Genomic DNA, 20,822 nt, shown 5'->3' with positions numbered 1-20,822 from the left:
CACCTGACGGCAGCGCGCCCTGCGCCGTGCGATACGAGGCGCGCGCACGCAGTGGAAAAACGCATATTTGAGCCAATCCGTTTGGGGGAAAATTGCGGAACTTATCTACACTTCCGGCGGAATCAGTCAGCGGTCCACCCGCCATCGACAAGCAATGAGGTCCCCGTCACCATGGCCGAGGCCGGACTTGCCAGATAGAGAACGCTGCCCATGATGTCCTGCACTTCGCCGATACGGCCAAGTTTGATCTTGTCCTCGATCCAGGCCACTCGGTCGGGCCTGTTGAACGTCACCTCGGTCAAAGGCGTGCGGATGAACGTGGGGGCAACCGAATTGATGCGAATGCCATCCCCGCCCCATTCAATCGCCATGGCGCGGATCATCCCCTCAAGCCCCCATTTGGATGCGCAATAGACCGTGCGTTCGTCCCCGCCCACATGGCCCATCTGGCTTGAGATATGGATGATCGACCCGGGCTTACCCACGGCCTTGAGATTGCGGGCAACGCCCGTCGACAGGAAGTAGGCGGCTCGCAGGTTCAGCGCCGACACACGGTCAAAATCTTCCGGACGGGTGTCCAGCGCCGGGCCAAGATGCGCCGTTCCGGCAGAATTGACCAACAGGTCGAAAACCCGGTCGCCCAGCGCCTGTTCAACCGCGTCCAGATCGGAAATATCCAGGCTCAGCGCCTCGGCGGACCAGCCTTTGGCCTGCATCGCATCGACCGTGGCCTGAACACGATCCGCCCCGCGCGCCACACAGACCACATGCGCGCCGGCATCCGCCAAAGCCACCGCACAGCCCTGCCCGATGCCAGAGGACGCACCCGTGACGAGCGCGGTTTTCCCATCGAGACGAAAGGACGGCGGAGTGGGAAGCTGGGTCATTGAAAACACTCGACGGTCAGAATTTCCCGGCACCATTGCGCAGACGCAAACCAACATCAACCACCGCCCGCACGGATGCGAGGCAACGCATCTTCAAATAAGGACGAAGAATGCTTTCCACGCTATCGCGGTTCCCTTCGGGCCTGTTATCGGGGCATGAAGGACCATGCGCGTTTTAGAGAGGCCCCGATGAGCAATCCAAAATACTATTCGTCCCAGGGCGGCCATCCGGGACAGGACCAATTGCTGACCGACCGGGCGATGTTCACCACCGCCTATGCCGTGATCCCGAAAGGGACCATGCGGGACATCACCACCAGCTACCTGCCCCATTGGAGCGAAACGCGGCTTTGGGTCATCGCGCGTCCGCTCAGCGGGTTTGCCGAAACCTTTTCGCATTACATCATGGAGGTAACACCCGGCGGCGGCAGCACCCGGCCCGAGACGGACGATCAAGCCGAAGCCGTGTTGTTCGTCACCGATGGCGCGATCAGCCTGACCATCGACGATCAGACCCACGTTCTGGAGCCGGGCGGATATGCCTTCCTGCCGCCCGGATGCACATGGACCTTGTTCAACCGTGCTGGTCCGGCGGCGCGGTTCCACTGGATCCGCAAGGCCTATCAACCCGTCGATGGCATCGATACCCCGCCCGCCTTTGTCACCAACGAAACGGATGTCGCGCCCAACCCGATGCCGGGCACCGAAGGGCGTTGGGCTACCACCCGTTTTGTCGAACCCAATGACATGCGTCACGACATGCATGTGAACATCGTCACCTTCCAGCCCGGCGGCGTGATCCCGTTTCCCGAAACCCACGTGATGGAACACGGGTTGTTCGTTCTAGAGGGCAAGGCCGTCTATCGGCTCAACCAGGACTGGGTCGAGGTCGAAGCCGGCGATTACATGTGGCTGCGCGCCTTCTGCCCGCAAGCCTGTTATGCGGGGGGTCCGGGGCCGTTCCGCTATCTGCTCTACAAGGATGTGAACCGGCATATGCCCCTGCGTCCCGCCTTTGGATAACGCCGGGCATTGAGGTTGGTCAGTCCCCCTGCGATACCTGCGCCATGCGCATCGCGATCAACGGATTCGGCCGCATCGGCCGCACGATACTGCGTCAGGTCCTGACCGGGCCTGACACCGGCATCGATATTGTCCGGATCAACGATATCGCCCCGCTGGAAACCTGTGCCTATCTCTTTCAGTACGACAGCACCTTTGGCGTCTTTCCGGGCGAGGTTTCCACTGAGGGCAGCGCGCTTTGCGTGTCCGACCGGACCATCCCGTTTACCCAATCCGCAGACCTGACCAAATTGGACCTGTCCGGCGTTGACGTGGTCCTGGAATGCACCGGCATTGCGCGGACCTCGGATGTCGCCCAACGGGGTCTGAGCGCAGGGGCGCGCGCGGTCCTGATCTCCGGCCCTTCACCGGCCGCCGAAGTGACCGTGGTCTTTGGTGCCAACGACGACGCGCTGGGGCAGGCAAGGATCGTCTCCAACGCCTCGTGCACGACGAATGCGCTGGCGCCTCTGGTCAAGGTCATCCACCGCATCGCGGGTATCGACACCGCCCACATGACGACGATCCATTGTTACACCAATAGCCAGCCGATGGTGGATGCCCCGCGCGGCGATCTGGCGCGCAGCCGGGGTGGCGCGCAATCCATGGTGCCCACCACCAGCAGCGCAACGCATCTCATAGACGAGGTCTTGCCGGATCTCGCGGGGCGCATCACCGGCGCGGCTGTGCGCGTACCCGTGGCCAGCGTGTCGGCCATCGATCTTGTCGCGCACCTGCGCCAGCCGGTTGCCCCAGATGCCTTTGCCGCGGCGCTTCACGAGGCGGTTACGGCCTCACCTGTACTGGGATGGACAGAGGTGCCGCTGGTGTCCTCGGACCTGCGCAGCCGCCCTGAATCCCTTGTCATTGCGGCCCCCGAATTGCGGGTCCTCGACCGGCAGGTTCGGGTGTTCGGCTGGTATGACAATGAATGGGGGTTTTCCGCGCGCATGCTCGATCTCGCGGCCAGAATGGCGCGGCGGTCGATGGTCTGACTCTGTGTTGGCGGGCGGGGTCCGTCCGGGAACCCCGCCGACCCTTTGCTTAACCGCGTGTGCCGCGCCCGTGTCCCGCCATTCCGCCTGACACTTCTTCGGTTGCTTCCTCGGCCAGCTCCTCTGGCAGGATCAGGTTGAGAACAATCGCGATCAGCGCCGCAGGCAGAATGCCCGACGCCCCCAGCACCCGCAGCCAGTCGGGCAGATGCTGCAACGCGTTGGGTGCGCCCGGCGCGACGTTCATCACCTCAAGCTGCAGACCCAGACCCACGGACAGCGCCACGGCAAAGACCACCATGTTGCGGCGGTTCCACTGCACGTCGGACAGCATCGAAACGCCGGCGGCAACGACCATGCCAAACATGACGATCACGCCGCCGCCCAGAACCTCGATCGGGACGGTGCGGATCAGCCCGCCGACCTTGGGGATCAGCCCGCAGACGATCAGGAAGATGGCTCCGATGGTCACCACATGGCGGCTCATGACGCCGGTCATGGCGATCAGGCCGACGTTTTGGCTGAACGATGTGTTCGGCAGGCCGCCAAACAGGCCCGCGACGGCCGTACCCACACCATCGGCATAGGTCGCGCCCTGAATTTCCTGATCCGTCGCCTCGCGCCCGGCGCCGCCCTTGGTGATACCCGACACATCGCCAACGGTTTCAACCGCCGACACAAAGGCCATCAGGCAAAACCCGATCACCGCCGCCGCGCTGAATTCGAACCCGTATTTCAGGGGCTCCGGCAGTGCGAACGCCGCCGAACGGGCCCAGCTGGTGGCGATCGCATCAAAAGACAGCATTCCGACCATCAGCGCATAGACATACCCCACCAGTATCCCGATCAGCACCGCGGAAACCGACAGCATCCCCCGCGCAAAGAACTTGAGCCCCAGTGTGACGAAGATCACCACCAGCGCCGCCGACCAATTCAGCAGGCTGCCATATTCAGCCAGGTCACGCGCCTTGGCAGGAACACCGCCCGCCGCGTATTCGATGCCCACCTTTACCAGCGCCAGACCGATCATCGTCACCACCAGCCCGGTCACAAGCGGCGGCAGGGCAAAGCGTATCTTGCCAATGAACATCCCAAGGAAGGCATGGAAGATACCGCCCAGGATGACGCCTCCGTAAAGGGCGGCCAGACCGTCGACGCCTTTGCCCGCGACAAGCGGAATCATGATTGGAATGAACGCGAAGGATGTGCCCTGAACGATGGGCAACGCGGCCCCCACCGGCCCAACCGTGATCGTCTGCAACAAGGTCGCAACACCCGCAAACAGCATCGACATCTGGATCATGTAGAGCAATTCGGGAAAGTCGGGCGAATTGGAACCGAAGCCAAACCCCGCCGCGCCTGCGACGATGATCGCGGGTGTCACGTTGGAGACGAACATCGCAAGAACATGCTGAATGCCCAGCGGTATGGCCTTGTACAATGCAGGTGTGTAATTCGGGTCGCGCAGTTGTTCCGGCGTACCGATGGAAGCGTCAACCATGTCTGTGTCCTCTCGCTGTTGTGTCACGTTTCAGATGTCGCGTCTTTTCCCGCGCGACTTGAGCTTCAGTCCCGGTCAATGATGAACGGGGGATTGAACCAGTGTTCCTCAAGGTTATCGCCCGCGCCGATCCGGTCGATCACGGCAAAAAGCCCTGGCTCATGCAGCGGGGTCAGAACCCCGTGCCAGGTGCCAAGGTGAAAATTCACCACCTGCCCGGCCTGGGTTTCAAAGGCACGCGGCGTTCCGGGTTTGCCGCCCTCGTCCGGGGCGACGATCACCAGAAACGGGTGATGGGACATCGGGACAAAGGCTTGACTGCCCTCGGGGTGTCTTTCGACCATATCGAGGGTCAGCGGAAGCGTGCGCACCTCGGCCTTGAACAGGCTCAACCCCGCGCGCCCGTCGCCAAACTCCAGGGTCGCACGGTCATGATAGCGCCCGCAGAGCTCCTGATTAATGATCTTGTCCGCCTCGCCCGCGCAATCGATCAGATCACCAAAGGGCGTGAACGCCTCTTTCGTGATCGGCTGGATCGATATGCGCTGCGTCATGACGGCAGCACCGCGCGCAGACGCAATTCTGCGATCCGCTCGACCTGTCGGCAGGCGGTGGCGAATTCTTCGTCCCGTCCATTTTCGAGCCGCGCCTGAAACGCATCAAGGATACCTGCCTTGTCATGATCCCGCACAGCGATGATGAAGGGAAAGCCGAATTTCTGAACATAGCTGTCGTTCAGCCGGGTGAACGCCTCACGTTCCTCATCGGTCAGCGCATCCAACCCGGCCGAGGCCTGCTCCGCCGTTGAGTCCGTCGTCAGGCGCTTGGCCGCGGCCAGTTTTCCGGCCAGATCGGGATGCGCCTTGAGAACGGCCAGCTTTTCGTCCTCGGACGCGCTGCGAAACACCCGCGCCAAAGCGTTGTGCAAGCCGCCCGCCGTATCGTGCGCCGGCCCCAGTTCCAGCGCATGGGCGCGCTCGGCGATCCAGGGCGAATGTTCGAAAATCCCGCCGTATTCGGAAACAAACCGCGCAAGCGGCATTTGCGACGGTCGCTCGCGCGGCTCAAACGGATGCGTTGCCGCCCAATGCCGTGCGATCTGCTGGCGCGTGGCAAACCACACGTCCGCGTGTTCGCGCACATGGTCCAGAAACCGCTCTAACGCCCGGATACGCCCGGGACGCCCCACAAGACGGCAATGCAGACCAATCGACATCATCTTGGGCGCGCCGGCGGCACCTTCGGCGTATAGCGCGTCAAACGTATCACGCAGATAGGCAAGGAACTGATCGCCCGAATTGAAGCCTTGCGGGGTGGCGAACCGCATGTCGTTGCAATCCAGCGTGTAGGGAACGTTCAGTTGCGCGCGGTCTTCGAACTGCATCCAATATGGCAAATCATCGGCATAAGTATCTGCCACATAATCAAAACACCCGGTTTCCGCCGCAAGGCGCACGGTGTTGTCGGAACACCGGCCAGTGTACCATCCCCTGGGCGGTTCCCCCACGACTTCGGTGTGCAGCCGGATCGCCGCGTCCATGTCGGCGCGTTCATCCGCTTCGGTCGCGTCCTTGTATTCCACCCACTTCAACCCGTGGCTGGCAATCTCCCAGCCGGCGTCCTTCATCGCCGCGACCTGATCCGGGGACCGCGCAAGCGCACTGGCAACCCCGTAAACGGTGATCGGCAAATCCTGCATCAGCCGGTGCAAACGCCAGAACCCCGCGCGCGCCCCGTATTCATAGATCGACTCCATGTTCCAGTGCCGCTGCCCCGGCCAGGGCGCGGCCCCGACGATCTCGGACAGGAACGCCTCGGACGCGGCATCGCCATGCAGGATGTTGTTTTCCCCGCCTTCTTCGTAGTTCAGAACAATCTGCACCGCGATCCTGGCCCCACCCGGCCACACAGGGTTCGGCGGGTTGGCCCCATAGCCAATCATGTCGCGGGGATATCTGTTCATCTGGACCTCCGGTTCGGTCTTTCCTAAGCCATAACAATGCTCTGGTTTTTCAAATAAATGCAAAAGCATTGTCAAAAACACCGGATTTGCACAAAGCTGCATCCTGCGGCACACCGGATGCAGAAAGAGGAGGCTTTGCAATGACGGGCTATCTGACCACACATGTTCTGGATACGGCACGCGGTTGCCCGGCCGAGGGCGTCAAAATCGAGCTGTACCGGATTGAACGGGACAGCCGCATGCTGCTGAACACGCTGCACACCAATTCGGATGGCCGGACAGACGCGCACATCCTGCCCGATTCCGATTTCGCAACAGGCAGCTACGAGCTGATCTTTCACGCGGGGCCCTATCTGGACGACATTGGCGTTACCGCCGAAAACCCGCGGTTTCTGGATATCATCCCGATCCGCTTTGGCATGTCCGAACCCCTGCACTATCACGTGCCGCTACTGCTTTCGCCGTTCGGATATTCGACCTACCGCGGCAGCTGATACGCCGCCATTCGCGTTTACAACTGGAATTGCAGGGTCAGTTTGCTGCCGTTTTCGGTCAGGCTGTGATCGAGAACGCCGCCCAGTTGCGAGGCCGAGGCCTCGACCAGCCCCTGACCCAGACCGGTTTCCCTAGTGGCGTCGGCAGGTATGCCGTTTGCCCCGACGCCGTCGTCGCGACAGATCAGGTCAATCGTGCCGTCAGCCGCCACGTCCATCGTGATCGAGACCGTTCCCCGGCGCCCGTCGGGGAACCCGTGCTTGATCGAATTGGCGACAAATTCGCTGATAATCATGCCCAACGCCGATGCTTTTTGCGAATGCACGAGGCAGCGATCGACCTGATGCATGATAGTGATCCTGTCCGGGGCGCTGCTTTGCAGATAGCTGGCGACGCGGGCCAGAAAATCCTGCAGGTCGACTTGGTCGACATGTGACGCGTATTGCAGTTCTTCGTGCAGTGCACTGACCGCATCGACGCGCCGTTGAATGGCATCCAATGCCTCGAGCGCCTGTTCGCCCTGCACCTTGCGCCGGTAAAGACGCACAAAGGAGGACACCGTTTGAAGCGAGTTCTTGACCCGGTGGTCCATTTCGCCTTGCAGAATTTCCTTTTCGCGCAGGGCGCGGCGCAGTTCGATCTGTTGCATGACCTGCCCGGCCAGCACGCGCAGCGTTTCGCGTTGCAGGTCGTTTAGTTCGCGCGGTTTCTGATCGAGTATACACAGTGTCCCAATCGGCAGACCGTTCGAGGCCATCAACGGTGCAGCAGCGTAAAACCGGATATTGTCATCGCCGCGAACCAAAGGGTTATCGGCCGTGCGCTGATCATTGCGCGTGTCGGAAATCTCAAAGAACGACTCTTCAAGGATCGCGTGCGAGCAGATGGATTTGTCCAATGGCGTTTCGGCGTCATCGAAACCGATACGGGCCTTGAACCACTGGCGATCCTCATCAACCAGACTGATCAGCGATATCGGCGTTTCGCAGATCCGCGACGCCAGTTGAACGATGTCATCGAAATCGGCCTCTTGCGCCGTATCGAGAATACCCAAACGATGCAGAGTCTCCAGACGTTCGGATTGGTCCGGATGGATATCGGCCAACATGGAAATGCCTCACAGGATAACAGGCGAAGTTGGTTTTTGGTGGTCTGAACTGAATGCGCGAACTGTTGGCACCAAAAAATTATGTTCCCGCCAAAAACGCAAGTGAAAAGATATCAAAGGGATGCATCTATTCCCCGAACAACAGGCCCGTCCCCGCGCCCAATACGGTGGGGTGTCAAGACACGGCTGCCACGGCGTCTTCGGCGCTTTGAACGGCTTTGGTCAGCGAGCGGGTGGCATATTCCAGAAACAGCCTTGATTTCGGGTCCTGATGGCGGCGGTGGGTGTAAAGACAGGCCATTTGCACAGGAACAGGCGGCGTTTCCTGCGCGACCTGCACCAGGGCCCCCGAAATCAGATGGTCGGCCACTTCGAACACGGGTTTCAACACGATCCCCTGACCCGACAGGGCCCAATTGGTCAGAACATCACCATCGTCGCATTCATACCGCCCGGCCACAGGGAATTTTCGTGGCCCATCGGGCGTGTCCAGCGTCCATTGGAATTCCGTGGCGCCCGGAAACCGCAGACTGAGGCATTCATGTTTCTCGGCGATCAGTGCATCTCCGTCGCGCGGCGCGCCGCGTACCGCGATGTAATCCGGGGCCGCACACAGAACGCGTTGGCAGTCGGCGATTTTGCGGATGCGCAAGGTACTGTCGGCCGGCTGACCCAGAAAAAACGCCAGATCCAGCCCCTCGGTCGTCAGGTCTACCTTTCGATCACTCAGGCGCAACCGCAGGTCAATCTCGGGATATTTCTCCAGGAATTCGGGCACACGCGGGGCGATCAACCGCCGCCCAATCCCCAGCGGCGCCGCCACGAACAGGGACCCGCGCGGGTTGTCGGTCAGGCTCATCACATCGGCCTCGGCCGTCTCGACGGACTCGAGCACCTGACAGGCACCACGGTAAAACGCCTTGCCCTGCTCGGTCGGTGTCAAATGGCGTGTTGTCCGCTGAAACAGCCGGACGTTCAGATGGTTTTCCAGTTGCGAAATCCGGGCCGATGTCACAGCCGGAGAAATCCGCATGTCCCGCCCTGCGGCAGACATGCTGCCCAGTTCGAAAACGCGAACAAAGGTTCGTATGTTGTCGAGATAGGACATTGTTCCCTGATTTTTGATAATCGCAAAGCTTTCTGGCAGAGTATCAAAACAAACCGGACATGCCCAGATTGATAAACATCGTGCCGCGTGGCGAATCCGATGCCTTTTGACCAGCCAAAAAGCGCCTGTGACAAAAACGTGGGAACAGAAGCGCCGGTAAACAGTTTAACCTGTGTCAGCCGCCGTGATAGAGGCAATAAACGTTTTTGGATTTCGCCTGTGTCTGAGTCTTTCGCCAAAACACCAAGACATTTCCCGGCCCTGCTGCTGAGGTCGGTTTTCGTTCTCTGTGCCGTGGCGCTGTTTCTGCTCCCCAACCGGCTTTTGGCGCTCGAGACACAGTTTTCCTCGCCCGGTACATCTGATGATCTGTCGGCACGATTGCGCGCCGCCTCGGCCACGCTTTCTGCGCGGGCAAACGGGCTCGACACCGCGCAGGAACTTTTTGCCGCTTCGCTGTCGGACTACCGCACCCTGATCCAGGTCTTGTATGACGCCGGATATTTCAGCCCAGTCATCAACATCCGCCTTGATGGGCGCGAGGCGGCGACCATTCCGCTGATCACCCCGCCGTCCCAAATCAATCGCATTGAAATCAGCGTCCAGACCGGTCCGGCCTTCCGCTTTGGCACTGCGCGCATCGCCCCTCTGGCGCCCGGAACTGAACTGCCAAAGGGGTTCGCGCGCGGACAACCGGCCGGAACAGGCATCCTGCGCGAGGCAACCCTGGCCGGGCGCGACGGTTGGCGGCGCGTTGGCCACGCCAAGGCGTCGGTAGGCGGTCAGAAAATCATCGCCGACCACCCCAAGGCCATTCTGAATGCGGATGTCACCCTGATTCCGGGGCGGAAACTGACCTTCGGGACGTTGAAAGTCTCCGGTGCAGACCGCGTGCGCACCGAAGCGATCCGCCGCATTGCGGGCATCCCGACGGGCCAGGTCTATAGCCCTGAAATGGTGCAGCGAATTGGCGCGCGTCTGCGGCGGACGGGTGCGTTTTCTTCGGTCTCGATCATCGAATCCGAAAACGCAAACGCCGATGGATCACTGGATTTCACCGCGTCGGTCACCGAGCAGTTGCCGCGCCGGATCACATTCGGCGGCGAGGTCGCGACCAACACCGGTGTCGCCCTGTCGGCGATCTGGATTCACCGCAACCTGTTCGGCGCCGCCGAGCGTTTGCGCATCGAAGGGGTGTTGCGCAATATCGGCGGCAGCGAGGATCTGGATGGCAAGTTTTCCATCCGGCTCGACAATCCCGCCCGATTGGGGCCTGACAACAACCTGTTTTACCTCGGCGAATTCGAAAAATTCGAACGGCAGCACTATGACATTGAGCGCGTCATGTTCGGCGTCGGCGTGCGCCGCGTGATTTCAGAGGACCTCTATGCCGAGGCGACCCTTCTGGCCAGTTCCAGCAACACCAACGACGTTTTTGGGGACCGCCGGTTTAAGCTGGTGTCCCTGCCCCTGCACGCCGAACTGGACCGGCGCGATGCGCGCGACAGTGCCACGAGGGGATATTTCCTTGATGCCCGCCTCACCCCGTTTGCCGGTCTCAGCGGCGCGGCCTCGGGCATTTCCGCGCACATCGACGGGCGCGCCTATCTCAGCCTGACCGACACAGGCTCGGTGGTCTTGGCAGGTCGCCTGCAACTAGGATCTGTTCTGGGGGCCAGCCTGTCCGAGATTTCGCCCGAATACTTGTTTTTCTCTGGCGGAGCCGGAACAGTCCGGGGGCAACCTTTTCAGTCCCTCGGCATCCCCATCGGAGCAGGCATCGCAGGCGGACGGTCCATTCTGGCCGCCAGCGCCGAGCTGCGCGCGCGTGTCAGCAACAAAATCTCGCTCGTCGGGTTTTACGATTTTGGCGCCGTGGACAGCCGCGGGTTTGTTCAGGGCGGATCGCGCCAGCATTCGGGCGCGGGCATTGGCGTGCGCTATGATCTGGGGGCCTTTGGGCCGATCCGACTGGATCTGGCGATGCCGGTCGATGGTGACACAGGTGACGGGCTGCAATTTTATATCGGGATCGGACAAGCGTTTTGATCAGGCTGTTCACATATGTGCTGGTATTCCTTTTGGGGCTGAGCCAGACCGCCGTGGCCCAGGAACAGGAGGCCGGTGCCGAGGCGGGTGGGTTTCTGGTTGAACTTCTGCAGGACAATCTGTCGGGCGAAAACCGTAATATCCGTGTCACCGGCCTTGACGGCGCGTTCAGCTCAAAGGCCACGATCGAAAAGATCGAGGTTTCCGATGATGACGGGGTCTGGATGACCGTCTCCGGGGCCGAACTTGACTGGAACCGTCTTGCCCTGTTGCGCGGCAATTTTGTCGTGAACACGTTGCGTGCTGACAGCATCGTCATCGACAGAAAGCCGGGACCAACCAAACAGGACGAAACCCTGCCCAGCCCCGAGGCGCAGGGGTTCCAGCTCCCGGAGTTGCCGGTGTCCGTGAACATCGGTGAAATCGCCGTGGACCGGCTCAAACTGGATCCATCCCTGACCGGGATCGGGGCCGAGATGTCGGTCTTGGGCAACCTCTTGCTCGACGCCGGCAAGCTGGACAGCCGGCTGGCCATATCGCGGCTGGACCGACCCACCGACCTGCTCGATCTCAAGGGGCAGTTTGCGAATGACACGGGGCAGATCACCCTGGATCTGATCCTGACCGAGGCTGAAAACGGGCTTTTGTCCGAAGTTCTCAACATCCCGGAGCGTCCGGCGATCAAATTTACCGCCCAAGGCCAGGGCACGGTTTCCGATTTTGAGACAGATATCAGCCTTGCCACGGATGCCACCGAAAGGCTGACGGGGCAGGTTTTCCTGAAACAACCCGATCAACCCGCCCAGCCGGACATCAAACCGGACACGGTTTTCGGGGCCAATCTGTCCGGCGATCTGCGCCCGCTGATGGCAGAACGGTTTCGCGACTTTTTTGGCCCCGCTGCGCAGTTGGAGCTGGCCGGGCTCGCCACAGGCGACGGCGCGCTTGGCATCGACCGGTTTGCCTTGGCAACCGAAGCTTTATCACTGACCGGCGCTCTGAATATCGCGGCCAGCGGAGGTCTCGATCAGGTCACGCTGACCGGGACCATCGGCCATGACGACCGCCACCCTGTCGTCCTGCCGATTTCGGGAGTGACGACCACCATTCGCTCGGCCGACATCGCTGCCGAATTCGATGCCACGGTCAGTTCGCTCTGGCAGGCAGATGTGCTGATCACCGGGGTCGACCGGCCCGATCTGAAGATCGCACAGGCCAATCTCTCCGCACTGGGCGAGCTGATCCAAACCGATGGGACGGAATTGACCGGAGATGTCACAGCCAACCTGAATGGTGTGGATTTCGCGGACCAGTCCCTGCGCGAGGCCGTCGGCGAAATACTGGATTTGAGGGGCGAATTCGCCTGGTCCAGCGATCAGTCGCTGAAACTCAATGGGTTCCGTTTTCAGGGTGCCGATTACATGGCGCATGTTGATGCCGATATCAGCGGTCTGGACAGCGGGTTGGAAATTGACGGCACCGCCCGGATCGACGCGCAGGATATGTCCCGGTTTTCGGCGCTGGCCGGGCGTCCCCTTGCGGGCGCCATCAGCGGATCGCTCAGCGGTACAGGATCGCCCCTGGGCGGCATGTTCGACATTCGCGCCGCTGTGCGGACCGCCGATCTGGCCGTCGGCATTGCACAGCTTGATGCGCTGACCATGGGCGAGACCGATATTTCACTGGACGCCGCGCGCGATGCAACCGGAACGACACTGCGCGACTTCCAACTGCGCAACGCCGCCTTGGATCTCAGCGCCGATGGCGTTCTGCGCAGTTCGGGCAGCTCATTGTCACTGGCCGCTGCCCTTGACGATCTTGGCCGCGTCGTTCCGCAAATTCCGGGTCCCGTGGCGTTGGACGCAACGTTGCGCCAGACAGCAGGGTCCGACGTGTTGGTAACCGCGAATGTGGCCGGTCCCGAAAACTCGACGCTCAAGACCAATGCGACCATCACCAGCGACCAACGCGTCAATCTGGACTTTGACGGGGTGGTCACCTTCCTTGACCGCTTCGTTCCCCAGTTGACTGGCAATGTTGCAGTTGTGGGTACCGCCGAACGTTCTGCCGGGGCCAAGTGGTCCATCGAAACCCGCACCGAGGGGTCTGCCGGCCTGTCCGGAACGATCGACGCAACATATGACGAGACGGATGGCAGTGCCGAAGTCACCTTTGATGCGGCGCTGGACCGGATCGAACGGTTCATTTCCGAAATTGCAGGTCGGCTGCAAGCGAGAGGACAGGCGCAAAAGGCAGGGACGCTCTGGACTGTCGCCGCGGACGCCAATGGCCCCGGCGGCATATCGGCAAACCTGTCGGGCACCTTCGATCAGCAGACAAACCGTGCCGACATGTCGGCGCGCGGACAGGCGCAACTGGGGCTGGCCAACACGGTGGTCCGCCCCAATTCGGTCAGCGGGCTGGGCCGTTTCGACCTTGCACTGCGCGGGGCACCGCAATTGGGAAACGTCAGCGGAACGCTCACCACCGCTGACGCCGTTCTGGCGCTGCCGGATCTGGCCCAGACCATTCAGGACATCGACGCGACCATCGCCCTGGCCGGTGGACAGGCGCAGATCACCGCCACCGGTGCGCCGCGTGCAGGTGGCCGGTTCCGTGCCAGCGGCCCCGTCGCCCTGGGCGCACCCTACACGGCGTCACTGGACGTTGTTCTGAACGGGATCGTTCTGACGGACAATATCAGCTACACCAGTTCGGCCGATGGGCAGCTGCGGTTTCGCGGCCCTCTGGGCGGCGGGGGAACACTTTCGGGACAAATTGATTTCGGCGAAACCGAAATCAATATTGCCACCGTATCGGGTGCGATTGGCGCCGCTCCGATCCCGAACATAACCCATGTCGGCGAACCCACCGCAGTGCGCGCGACCCGGGCACGGGCCAACCTGCTTGAGGTCGGCGGAAACGGCGCCGGTCCCGTGATCGGCCTCAATCTCGTTCTAAGTGCGCCGCGCCGCGTGTTTGCGCGCGGCCGGGGGCTGAACGCGGAACTGGGTGGCAACATTCTGGTCCGGGGTACCACGGCCCGGGTTGTGCCATCTGGTCAGATCTCGCTGATCCGCGGCACCTTCGACATCCTCGGACGTCGTCTGAAACTGGACGAAGGGCGCGTCTCGCTACAGGGGAAACTGGAACCGTTCCTGCAGTTCCTGGCAACGACCCCCACATCCGAAGGTCAGGCGACCTTGTCGATATCCGGCCCGATGAATGCGCCTGTGATCGAAGTCTTTTCCACCCCCGAACGGCCCAGCGAAGAGGCCCTTGCCATGCTGTTGTTTGGGGACAAGTTCACCGAATTGTCGCCAATCAAGATCGCCCAACTGGCAGCACAGCTTGCCACGCTCGGCGGGTCGGGCGGCGGTGTGACCGGCAAGGCCCGCGAGGGTCTGGGCGTCGATGTTCTGGACATCGGCACCGATGTCGAAGGCAATCCGCAGGTCGGTGTCGGCTCTTACCTGTCGGAAAATGTCTATACCGACATCACCGTGAATTCGCAGGGCCAGAGCGAGATCAACCTGAACCTCGATGTCTCAAAGAACCTCACGCTGAAGGGATCGGTGGACAATGTCGGGGAAACCGGTGTTGGTTTGTTCTATCAACGCGATTACTGAGGTCGGATCGTCCCGGTTGTCGCAGGCCTGCGCAACAAGAGAGACACCAGGATGACCTTCACCACCCGCCCCGAGATCACCGGCACGTTCGGCGTTGCTACCTCGACCCACTGGATCGCCTCGGCGGTCGGGATGCGCATGCTGGAACTCGGCGGCAATGCCTTTGATGCCGCCGTCGCGATGGGGTTCGTTCTGCAGGTGGTCGAGCCGCATCTGAATGGGCCGCTTGGCGATCTGCCCGCGTTGATCTGGCCGGCCGGACAGGATCAGCCCACGGTGATTTGTGGTCAGGGGACCGCTCCCGCCGGGGCCACAATCGCGCACTATCGCGCCGAGGGGCTGGACCTTGTCCCCGGCTCCGGGCTGCTGGCGACGGTCATTCCCGGCGCGTTCGACGCCTGGATGCTGATGCTGCGCGATCACGGTCAATTGCCCCTGCGCACTGTTCTGGAACCGGCCATCCATTACGCGAGAGCTGGCCACCCGGTTCTGGCCCGGGTCAGCGCCACGATTGCCGGACTGGCCGAATTCTTCGAACAGGAATGGCCGACCTCGCACGCCATCTGGCTGCCCGGCGGAACGCCGCCGCAGCCCTGCGCCCTGTTCAGGAATCCCGATCTGGCCGCCACATGGGAGCGCCTTTTGTCCGAGGCGGAAACCCACACCGGGCGCGAGGCTCAGATCAATGCCGCGCGCGATGCGTTCTACAAGGGGTTTATCGCCGAAACGATCGACAACTATCTGCGCGCGGCCTGCGTGATGGACGCCACCGGGGAACGGCGCAAGGGCGTTCTGACCGGGCAGGACATGGCCCAATGGCAGGCCAGCTATGAACCCGCACTCAGCACCGGATACCATGGATGGGAGGTTTTCAAGCCCGGCTTCTGGTCTCAGGGGCCAACCCTGCTGCAGTCACTTAATATCCTGTCCGGGTTGAACGTGGACCTGGATGACCCCGCCGAATTCGTTCATTTGGTCACCGAGACGATCAAGCTCAGCTTTGCCGATCGCGAGGCGTATTATGGCGACGCCGACGTGGGCCTGCCCCATGATCGCCTGCTCAGCGCGGACTACGGCGAAACGCGCCGCGCCCTGATCGGGGCGCGGGCATCGCTGGATCAGCGACCGGGCCATCTGGACGGTTTTGCGCACCTTGCCCAAGCGGCGATTGACCGCGCGTCGATGACCGTGAATGCCCCGGCTGGCGCGGGGGCGGGCGAACCGACAATGGCCCATCTCAGTGAAAAACGCGGTGACACGGTCCATCTCGATGTGATCGACCGATGGGGCAACATGGTTTCGGCCACCCCGTCCGGCGGCTGGCTGCAATCTTCCCCTGTTGTTCCAGGCCTCGGCATGGCGCTGAATTCGCGTGCCCAGATGTTCTGGCTCGACGAAGGGTTGCCCAGTTCGCTGGCGCCGGGGCTGCGCCCGCGCACCACCCTGTCGCCATCGATGGCCCGCCGCGCGGATGGCACGCGCCTTGCCTTCGGCACCCCGGGCGGGGATCAGCAGGACCAATGGCAACTGATCTACTTTCTGCGTCTGGTGCACGGGTCAGCCAACCTTCAGGCCGCCATCGACGCACCACTGTTTCACACCACCCATTTCCAAAGTTCGTTTTATCCGCGTGCTGCACGTCGCGGGCATCTGATGATCGAACCGGCCTTTGGCGATGCGGTCATCGCCGATCTACGCGACCGGGGCCATGATATCGAGCTTGCGCAGGACTGGACCGTGGGCCGCCTGACCGCTGCTGCGCGCGAGGTTGACGGGCTGCTCAAGGCCGCCGCCACCCCACGTTTGATGCAGGCCTACGCGGTGGGCCGTTAGGGCAGCGCGACCGCCACCCGCGCCGCGCCGGTCAGGGCGGCGCCATCATCGGTGATCAGACGGACGGGGACCTGCGCCACAAGATCGGCAAATGGCCCCGGCACATCAAAGGCCGACAGGAACGTCGCCTGTGTCTGTGCGCCCAAGGCGCCACGCGCGACGCCCCCGGCAAAATACATTCCCGCAAGAGGCAGATACTGGAACACAAGTTCGCGGCTGAATATGCCCAGAAGGCGCATCAAAAGGTCCACGGTTTCGCGCGCTTTTCCCTGGGATGCCGCCGCAGCAATGTCATGTGACGGGTCGCTACAGCCCCCGGTGATGACCCGGTGCAGGTCGCTTACGCCGCGCCCTGAAAACAGATCCTCCGCCGTGGCGAACCGGCGCGCCTCTGGCCCGATCACGTCATGGAGCGTGTCGCGCACACTGATGGGCAGGCTCGCATGACCCAGTTCGGCCCCGATCACCGTGAGCCCCGCATCGCCTTCCTTGGCGAGACAGACGTTGAACCCGGTCCCCAGACCCACCACCAGAGACTGTCCGTTGCTCGGCCCCGTCCCAAGCGCTGGCCTGATCAGATCGACCTGATCATTCCGCAACCCCGGCAGGGACTGACCCAGGGCGACCAGATCGTTGATCAGTTGCACCTTTGCGGTGCCGGACCCCGGCAAGACCTGCGCAATCTGATCCAGCTCGAACGTCCAGTTCCGGTTGGTCAGCCGCGCCCGGTGTGACGTCACCGGCCCCGCCACCGCCACACAGGCGGCAGTGACCTCACCAACTCTACGGGTCGCAAGATAGGCCGCCAGACAGGCCTCGAAAGACGAAAATTCATCGTTGGCAAAGCGCGCAATATCGCGGGGGATGCCGTCGGTTTCGCAAAGGGCAATCCGGGTGTTGGTGCCACCAACGTCAGAAACGAGAATGGTCACTGCGCGCCCCACCCCTCAGGTGATCAATTGAATGTGACGGGGCCATGCGTCAGTCCGCGCCTTGATGCGGGTGTTTGCCCAGAATGATCATGCCCAGCAGGTCATCGTCGGTCACATCGTCTACATCGACAGTGCCCACCAGTTTGCCGTTCTTCATCACGCTGGCCCGATCGCACAGTTTCATCACATCGTGGATGTCGTGGCTGATCAGGAAAATCCCGATCCCCTGCGCCTTGAGCTGTTGAATCAACTCGGCCACCATCTGCGTTTCGTGCGGGCCAAGGGCTGCGGTCGGTTCGTCCATGATCAGGATCTTGGCGTCGAAATAGACCGCCCGCGCAATCGCGACCGATTGGCGCTGACCGCCGGACAGGGCCGAAACCGGGTCCGAAAATTTCTGAAAATTGGGGTTGAGCCGCGCCATGATCTTGCGGGTTTCCGCCTCCATCGCGTCATCATCCACCAGCCCGAACGGCGTGACCAGTTCGCGCCCCAGGAACAGGTTGCTGGACGCATCCAGATTGTCCGCCAGTGCCAGCGTCTGATAGATGGTTTCGATGTTATAGCGGCGCGCATCGCGCGGGTTGGCGATATGGGCCTTTTCACCGTTGATGAAAATCTCGCCTGAATCCGCGTGATAGGCGCCCGACAGGATCTTGATCAGGGTCGATTTCCCGGCCCCGTTATGGCCCAGCAGGCCGACGACCTCACCGGAGTACAAATCGACACTCACGTGATCGACCGCGTGCACACCGCCAAAGCTGATGCAGATGTCACGCATTTCGACAAGTGGGGTGCTCATCATGCCTCTCCCGTCCGTTTGCGATAAAGAATGTCGATCAGCACGGCCAGAACCAGAACCGCACCGACAACGATGTTCTGCAGCGGAGCATCCACGCCTACCATCGCCATGCCCGATTGCAGCGACTGCATGATCAGCGCGCCCAGAATGGCACCGTGAATGGTTCCGATACCCCCGGCAAGCGCGGTGCCGCCGATTACTGCTGCGGCGATGACGCGCAATTCATCCAGCGTGCCAATATCATTGGAGTGATTGGTCAGGCGCGCCGATGCAACCACCGCCGAAATCGCGCACAAGGCCCCCATCAGCGCAAAAATCTTGACGGTCAGCCAGCGGGTGTTGATCCCGCTCAGTTCCGCCGCATCCGGGTTGCCGCCGGTGGCAAAGATATACCGTCCCAGCCGCGTCCGGCGGGCCAGAACGGTCATGGCAATGGCAATCGCGATCAGCAACAGGACCGACACCGGAATGCCATAGGATCGCGTGAACCCGTCAGGCATAACTTCACCCCGCGCCTCGAAAAGCCGTTCGAGCTTACGCGCGGGGACCTCATAGGCGTTCAGCGTCGCCACGAACCCCAGGATCACGGTGGCTGCAATTGCAGCCAGTGCTGCCTCGGCCCAGACCGGTTTTACTGAAAACCCGTGCCTGATCTTGTTGCGCCGCGCACTGTAGAGCCCGTAAAGCGCCGCCAGCAACGCCAAGCACCCGACAACCCAAGACCATGTCGCCCCGAGCGTGCCGTTGATGCCGCCGAATTTCTGAAATGTCTCGTCCAGCGGGCCAATGGTTTTGCCGCTGGTCAGATACCAGCCCACATTGCGCCAGACCAACAACCCGCCCAGCGTCACGATAAAGGCCGGGATGGTGAGATAACCGACAAGATAGCCATGAAAGGCCCCGATCAGTGTGCCGGTGACCAGCCCGACGGCGATACTGATCCACGGGATCAGCGGATGGCCCAGATCAAGGCCCAGAACCTGGGGCAGAAACGCGGTCTGCGTCATCGCCATCACCGCCGAACAGGTCGCCAGAAGCGCCCCGACCGACAGGTCGATGTGGCGCGTGACGATGATGAACACCATCCCCGTCGCCATGATCGCCACTGAAACGGTCTGGATCGTCAGGTTGAACACGTTGCGCGGTGTCAGGAACCGGCCGCCCGTCATCAGGTCGAACGCGACACATAGCGCAACGAAAGCACCGATCATGCCCAGCAGCCGCAGATCAAGCTCAAGCAGCTGGATTACATTCTTGCGCGGGGGAACGGGGGTTTGGGAAGTCTCGGACTGGGTCATTTGATGTCCTGCAAGTTGCCCATGCCCCATCCGGTTGCGAACGGGGCACGGGTCTCCGTGAGTGATCAGTTACAGGGGGCCGGACCGTCGGTCACGCCCTGGCAGAGTGCGTCCTTGGTGATCCAGCCGGCATCGACAACAGCACTCAGATTGTCCCGTGTCACCGGCATCGGTGCCAGGAACATGGCGGTCATCGTGGTGCCTGCGGGCGATGTCCACTCGCCTGCCCCCTCCACGTCGGCCATAGCGGTGCCATTGGCCAGCACCACGGCAATTTCGCCCGCTGCGCGGCCCAGATCGCGCGCGTCTTTCCAGACGCTGACGGTTTGGGTGCCCTTGGCAACACGGTTCAGCGCGGCGTGATCGCCGTCCTGACCAGACACCGGAATACCGTCCATGCCCTGTGCGGTCAGGGCCGCAACAACGCCGCCTGCTGTCCCGTCGTTAGACGCCACCACGGCATCGACCTTGTTATCCGCCCCGGTCAGGATCTGCTCCATGTTGCGCTGCGCATTGGCGGGCAACCACCCGTCGGTATAGGCCTCGGCGACGATCTCGATGTCACCCTTGTCGATTGCCGCCTGCAAAACCTCCTGCTGGCCCCCGCGCAGAAAATCGGCGTTCGGGTCGGTGGGCGACCCTTTGATCATGACGTATTTACCGGTGGGCGCGGCGGCCAGAACGGCACGCGCCTGCATCCGGCCCACTTCGACGTTGTCGAATGTCAGGTAAAAGGCACGGTTGTCTTCGATCAGACGGTCATAGCCGACAACCGGAATACCTTCGTCGGCAGCCGCCTGAACCGCCGGGCCAATCGCCTGGGCGTCCTGCGCGAGGATGATCAGGGCATCAACGCCCTGCGCGATCAGGCTTTCCACGTCGGAAAGCTGTTTGGCGGACGAACTTTGCGCGTCTGCCGACACATAGGCCACCCCAGCCGCGTCCAACGCTGCCTTGATCGCCGCCTCATCCGTTTTCCAGCGTTCTTCCTGAAAATTGGACCAGCTGACGCCAACCGTCAAATCCGCGGCCATGGCCGCAGTGCCCAGAAACGCGCCGGCAATAACCGCTGTCGCGGATGCAAAAATCTTCATGGTCTCCCTCCAAAACTGTTGCGCCGCCGCTCTTTTGTCCTCCGCGGTGGCGTGCCCGGAAATGGT

Annotated in this window: 16 protein-coding genes; 6 read left to right on the top strand and 10 right to left on the bottom strand. The window is 61.8% G+C overall.

Annotated elements, in window-relative coordinates; translation table 11 throughout:
• Positions 1-122: 122 nt before the first annotated feature.
• Entirely contained in the window at positions 123-887 is a 765-nt protein-coding gene (locus ACXYMO_RS10410; RefSeq protein ID WP_458878627.1) for an SDR family NAD(P)-dependent oxidoreductase, read from the bottom strand.
• A 189-nt stretch (positions 888-1,076) separates the two neighbouring features.
• Between ACXYMO_RS10410 and ACXYMO_RS10405 the strand changes: the two genes are divergently transcribed.
• Both ACXYMO_RS10405 and ACXYMO_RS10400 read left to right on the top strand, forming a co-directional pair.
• Entirely contained in the window at positions 1,077-1,910 is an 834-nt protein-coding gene (locus ACXYMO_RS10405) for a bifunctional allantoicase/(S)-ureidoglycine aminohydrolase (protein ID WP_458878626.1), read from the top strand.
• A gap of 44 nt (positions 1,911-1,954) precedes the next feature.
• Entirely contained in the window at positions 1,955-2,944 is a 990-nt protein-coding gene (locus ACXYMO_RS10400; protein WP_458878625.1) for a type I glyceraldehyde-3-phosphate dehydrogenase, read from the top strand.
• Positions 2,945-2,993: 49 nt separating this feature from the next.
• Here the strand turns inward: ACXYMO_RS10400 and ACXYMO_RS10395 are convergent, their stop codons facing one another.
• The 3 genes from ACXYMO_RS10395 to puuE form a co-directional block, all read right to left on the bottom strand.
• Positions 2,994-4,445: a uracil-xanthine permease family protein gene (locus ACXYMO_RS10395; protein ID WP_458878624.1), complete on the bottom strand. Its 1,452-nt coding sequence runs from the start codon at positions 4,443-4,445 to the stop codon at positions 2,994-2,996.
• 65 nt (positions 4,446-4,510) lie between these two features.
• Complete coding sequence (locus tag ACXYMO_RS10390) at positions 4,511-4,999, bottom strand: ureidoglycolate lyase (RefSeq protein WP_458878623.1); 489 nt, start codon at positions 4,997-4,999, stop codon at positions 4,511-4,513.
• Positions 4,996-6,408, bottom strand: a complete 1,413-nt coding sequence (puuE, locus tag ACXYMO_RS10385) for an allantoinase PuuE (protein WP_458878622.1) — start codon at positions 6,406-6,408, stop codon at positions 4,996-4,998. The genes ACXYMO_RS10390 and puuE overlap by 4 nt, the downstream gene beginning before the upstream one ends.
• Before the next feature lie 140 nt (positions 6,409-6,548).
• Here puuE and uraH point away from each other — a divergent pair, with 140 nt between their 5' ends.
• Positions 6,549-6,902, top strand: a complete 354-nt coding sequence (uraH, locus tag ACXYMO_RS10380; protein ID WP_458878621.1) for a hydroxyisourate hydrolase — start codon at positions 6,549-6,551, stop codon at positions 6,900-6,902.
• 17 nt (positions 6,903-6,919) lie between these two features.
• Here the strand turns inward: uraH and ACXYMO_RS10375 are convergent, their stop codons facing one another.
• Together ACXYMO_RS10375 and ACXYMO_RS10370 are read right to left on the bottom strand one after the other, a co-directional pair.
• Positions 6,920-8,011: a sensor histidine kinase gene (locus ACXYMO_RS10375; protein ID WP_458878620.1), complete on the bottom strand. Its 1,092-nt coding sequence runs from the start codon at positions 8,009-8,011 to the stop codon at positions 6,920-6,922.
• A gap of 175 nt (positions 8,012-8,186) precedes the next feature.
• A complete protein-coding gene (locus ACXYMO_RS10370) occupies positions 8,187-9,119 on the bottom strand; it encodes a LysR family transcriptional regulator (RefSeq protein WP_458878619.1) in 933 nt (310 codons plus the stop codon).
• 219 nt (positions 9,120-9,338) lie between these two features.
• On the opposite strand from ACXYMO_RS10370, the gene ACXYMO_RS10365 reads away from it, so the two are divergent.
• From ACXYMO_RS10365 to ACXYMO_RS10355, 3 genes are read left to right on the top strand one after another with little or no spacing between them, the layout of a single operon-like run.
• Positions 9,339-11,168: an autotransporter assembly complex protein TamA gene (locus ACXYMO_RS10365; protein WP_458878618.1), complete on the top strand. Its 1,830-nt coding sequence runs from the start codon at positions 9,339-9,341 to the stop codon at positions 11,166-11,168.
• Positions 11,165-14,797 carry a translocation/assembly module TamB domain-containing protein gene (locus tag ACXYMO_RS10360; RefSeq protein ID WP_458878617.1) on the top strand — a complete coding sequence of 1,211 codons (3,633 nt, stop codon included), beginning with the start codon at positions 11,165-11,167 and terminating at the stop codon, positions 14,795-14,797. Before ACXYMO_RS10365 ends, ACXYMO_RS10360 begins: the two co-directional genes overlap by 4 nt.
• Positions 14,798-14,848: 51 nt before the next feature.
• The gene (locus tag ACXYMO_RS10355) at positions 14,849-16,630 is read left to right on the top strand and encodes a gamma-glutamyltransferase family protein (protein WP_458878616.1); all 1,782 of its coding nucleotides are present in this window, start codon (positions 14,849-14,851) and stop codon (positions 16,628-16,630) included.
• Here the strand turns inward: ACXYMO_RS10355 and ACXYMO_RS10350 are convergent.
• From ACXYMO_RS10350 to xylF, 4 genes are all read right to left on the bottom strand, one after another.
• The gene (locus tag ACXYMO_RS10350; RefSeq protein WP_458878615.1) at positions 16,627-17,562 is read right to left on the bottom strand and encodes a glucokinase; all 936 of its coding nucleotides are present in this window, start codon (positions 17,560-17,562) and stop codon (positions 16,627-16,629) included. The two genes, ACXYMO_RS10355 and ACXYMO_RS10350, sit on opposite strands and share 4 nt — an antisense overlap.
• 49 nt (positions 17,563-17,611) lie before the next feature.
• Complete coding sequence (locus tag ACXYMO_RS10345; RefSeq protein WP_458878614.1) at positions 17,612-18,367, bottom strand: ATP-binding cassette domain-containing protein; 756 nt, start codon at positions 18,365-18,367, stop codon at positions 17,612-17,614.
• Positions 18,364-19,662, bottom strand: coding sequence for a sugar ABC transporter permease (locus ACXYMO_RS10340; protein ID WP_458878613.1), 1,299 nt, complete (start codon positions 19,660-19,662; stop codon positions 18,364-18,366). Before ACXYMO_RS10340 ends, ACXYMO_RS10345 begins: the two co-directional genes overlap by 4 nt.
• Before the next feature lie 65 nt (positions 19,663-19,727).
• The gene (gene xylF / locus ACXYMO_RS10335; RefSeq protein ID WP_458878612.1) at positions 19,728-20,756 is read right to left on the bottom strand and encodes a D-xylose ABC transporter substrate-binding protein; all 1,029 of its coding nucleotides are present in this window, start codon (positions 20,754-20,756) and stop codon (positions 19,728-19,730) included.
• Positions 20,757-20,822: the final 66 nt, after the last annotated feature.

The sequence above is a fragment of the Arenibacterium sp. CAU 1754 genome, from assembly GCF_054482635.1.
This window is presented reverse-complemented; position numbering and strand designations above follow the sequence as displayed.

Excerpts from the sequence above, each read along its gene's own strand:
- ACXYMO_RS10410 (WP_458878627.1), bottom strand. The coding sequence starts at position 887 with ATGACCCAGCTTCCCACTCCGCCGTCCTTTCGTCTCGATGGGAAAACC.
- ACXYMO_RS10405 (WP_458878626.1), top strand. The coding sequence starts at position 1,077 with ATGAGCAATCCAAAATACTATTCGTCCCAGGGCGGCCATCCGGGACAG.
- ACXYMO_RS10400 (WP_458878625.1), top strand. The coding sequence starts at position 1,955 with ATGCGCATCGCGATCAACGGATTCGGCCGCATCGGCCGCACGATACTG.
- ACXYMO_RS10395 (WP_458878624.1), bottom strand. The coding sequence starts at position 4,445 with ATGGTTGACGCTTCCATCGGTACGCCGGAACAACTGCGCGACCCGAAT.
- ACXYMO_RS10390 (WP_458878623.1), bottom strand. The coding sequence starts at position 4,999 with ATGACGCAGCGCATATCGATCCAGCCGATCACGAAAGAGGCGTTCACG.
- puuE (WP_458878622.1), bottom strand. The coding sequence starts at position 6,408 with ATGAACAGATATCCCCGCGACATGATTGGCTATGGGGCCAACCCGCCG.
- uraH (WP_458878621.1), top strand. The coding sequence starts at position 6,549 with ATGACGGGCTATCTGACCACACATGTTCTGGATACGGCACGCGGTTGC.
- ACXYMO_RS10375 (WP_458878620.1), bottom strand. The coding sequence starts at position 8,011 with ATGTTGGCCGATATCCATCCGGACCAATCCGAACGTCTGGAGACTCTG.
- ACXYMO_RS10370 (WP_458878619.1), bottom strand. The coding sequence starts at position 9,119 with ATGTCCTATCTCGACAACATACGAACCTTTGTTCGCGTTTTCGAACTG.
- ACXYMO_RS10355 (WP_458878616.1), top strand. The coding sequence starts at position 14,849 with ATGACCTTCACCACCCGCCCCGAGATCACCGGCACGTTCGGCGTTGCT.
- ACXYMO_RS10345 (WP_458878614.1), bottom strand. The coding sequence starts at position 18,367 with ATGATGAGCACCCCACTTGTCGAAATGCGTGACATCTGCATCAGCTTT.
- ACXYMO_RS10340 (WP_458878613.1), bottom strand. The coding sequence starts at position 19,662 with ATGACCCAGTCCGAGACTTCCCAAACCCCCGTTCCCCCGCGCAAGAAT.
- xylF (WP_458878612.1), bottom strand. The coding sequence starts at position 20,756 with ATGAAGATTTTTGCATCCGCGACAGCGGTTATTGCCGGCGCGTTTCTG.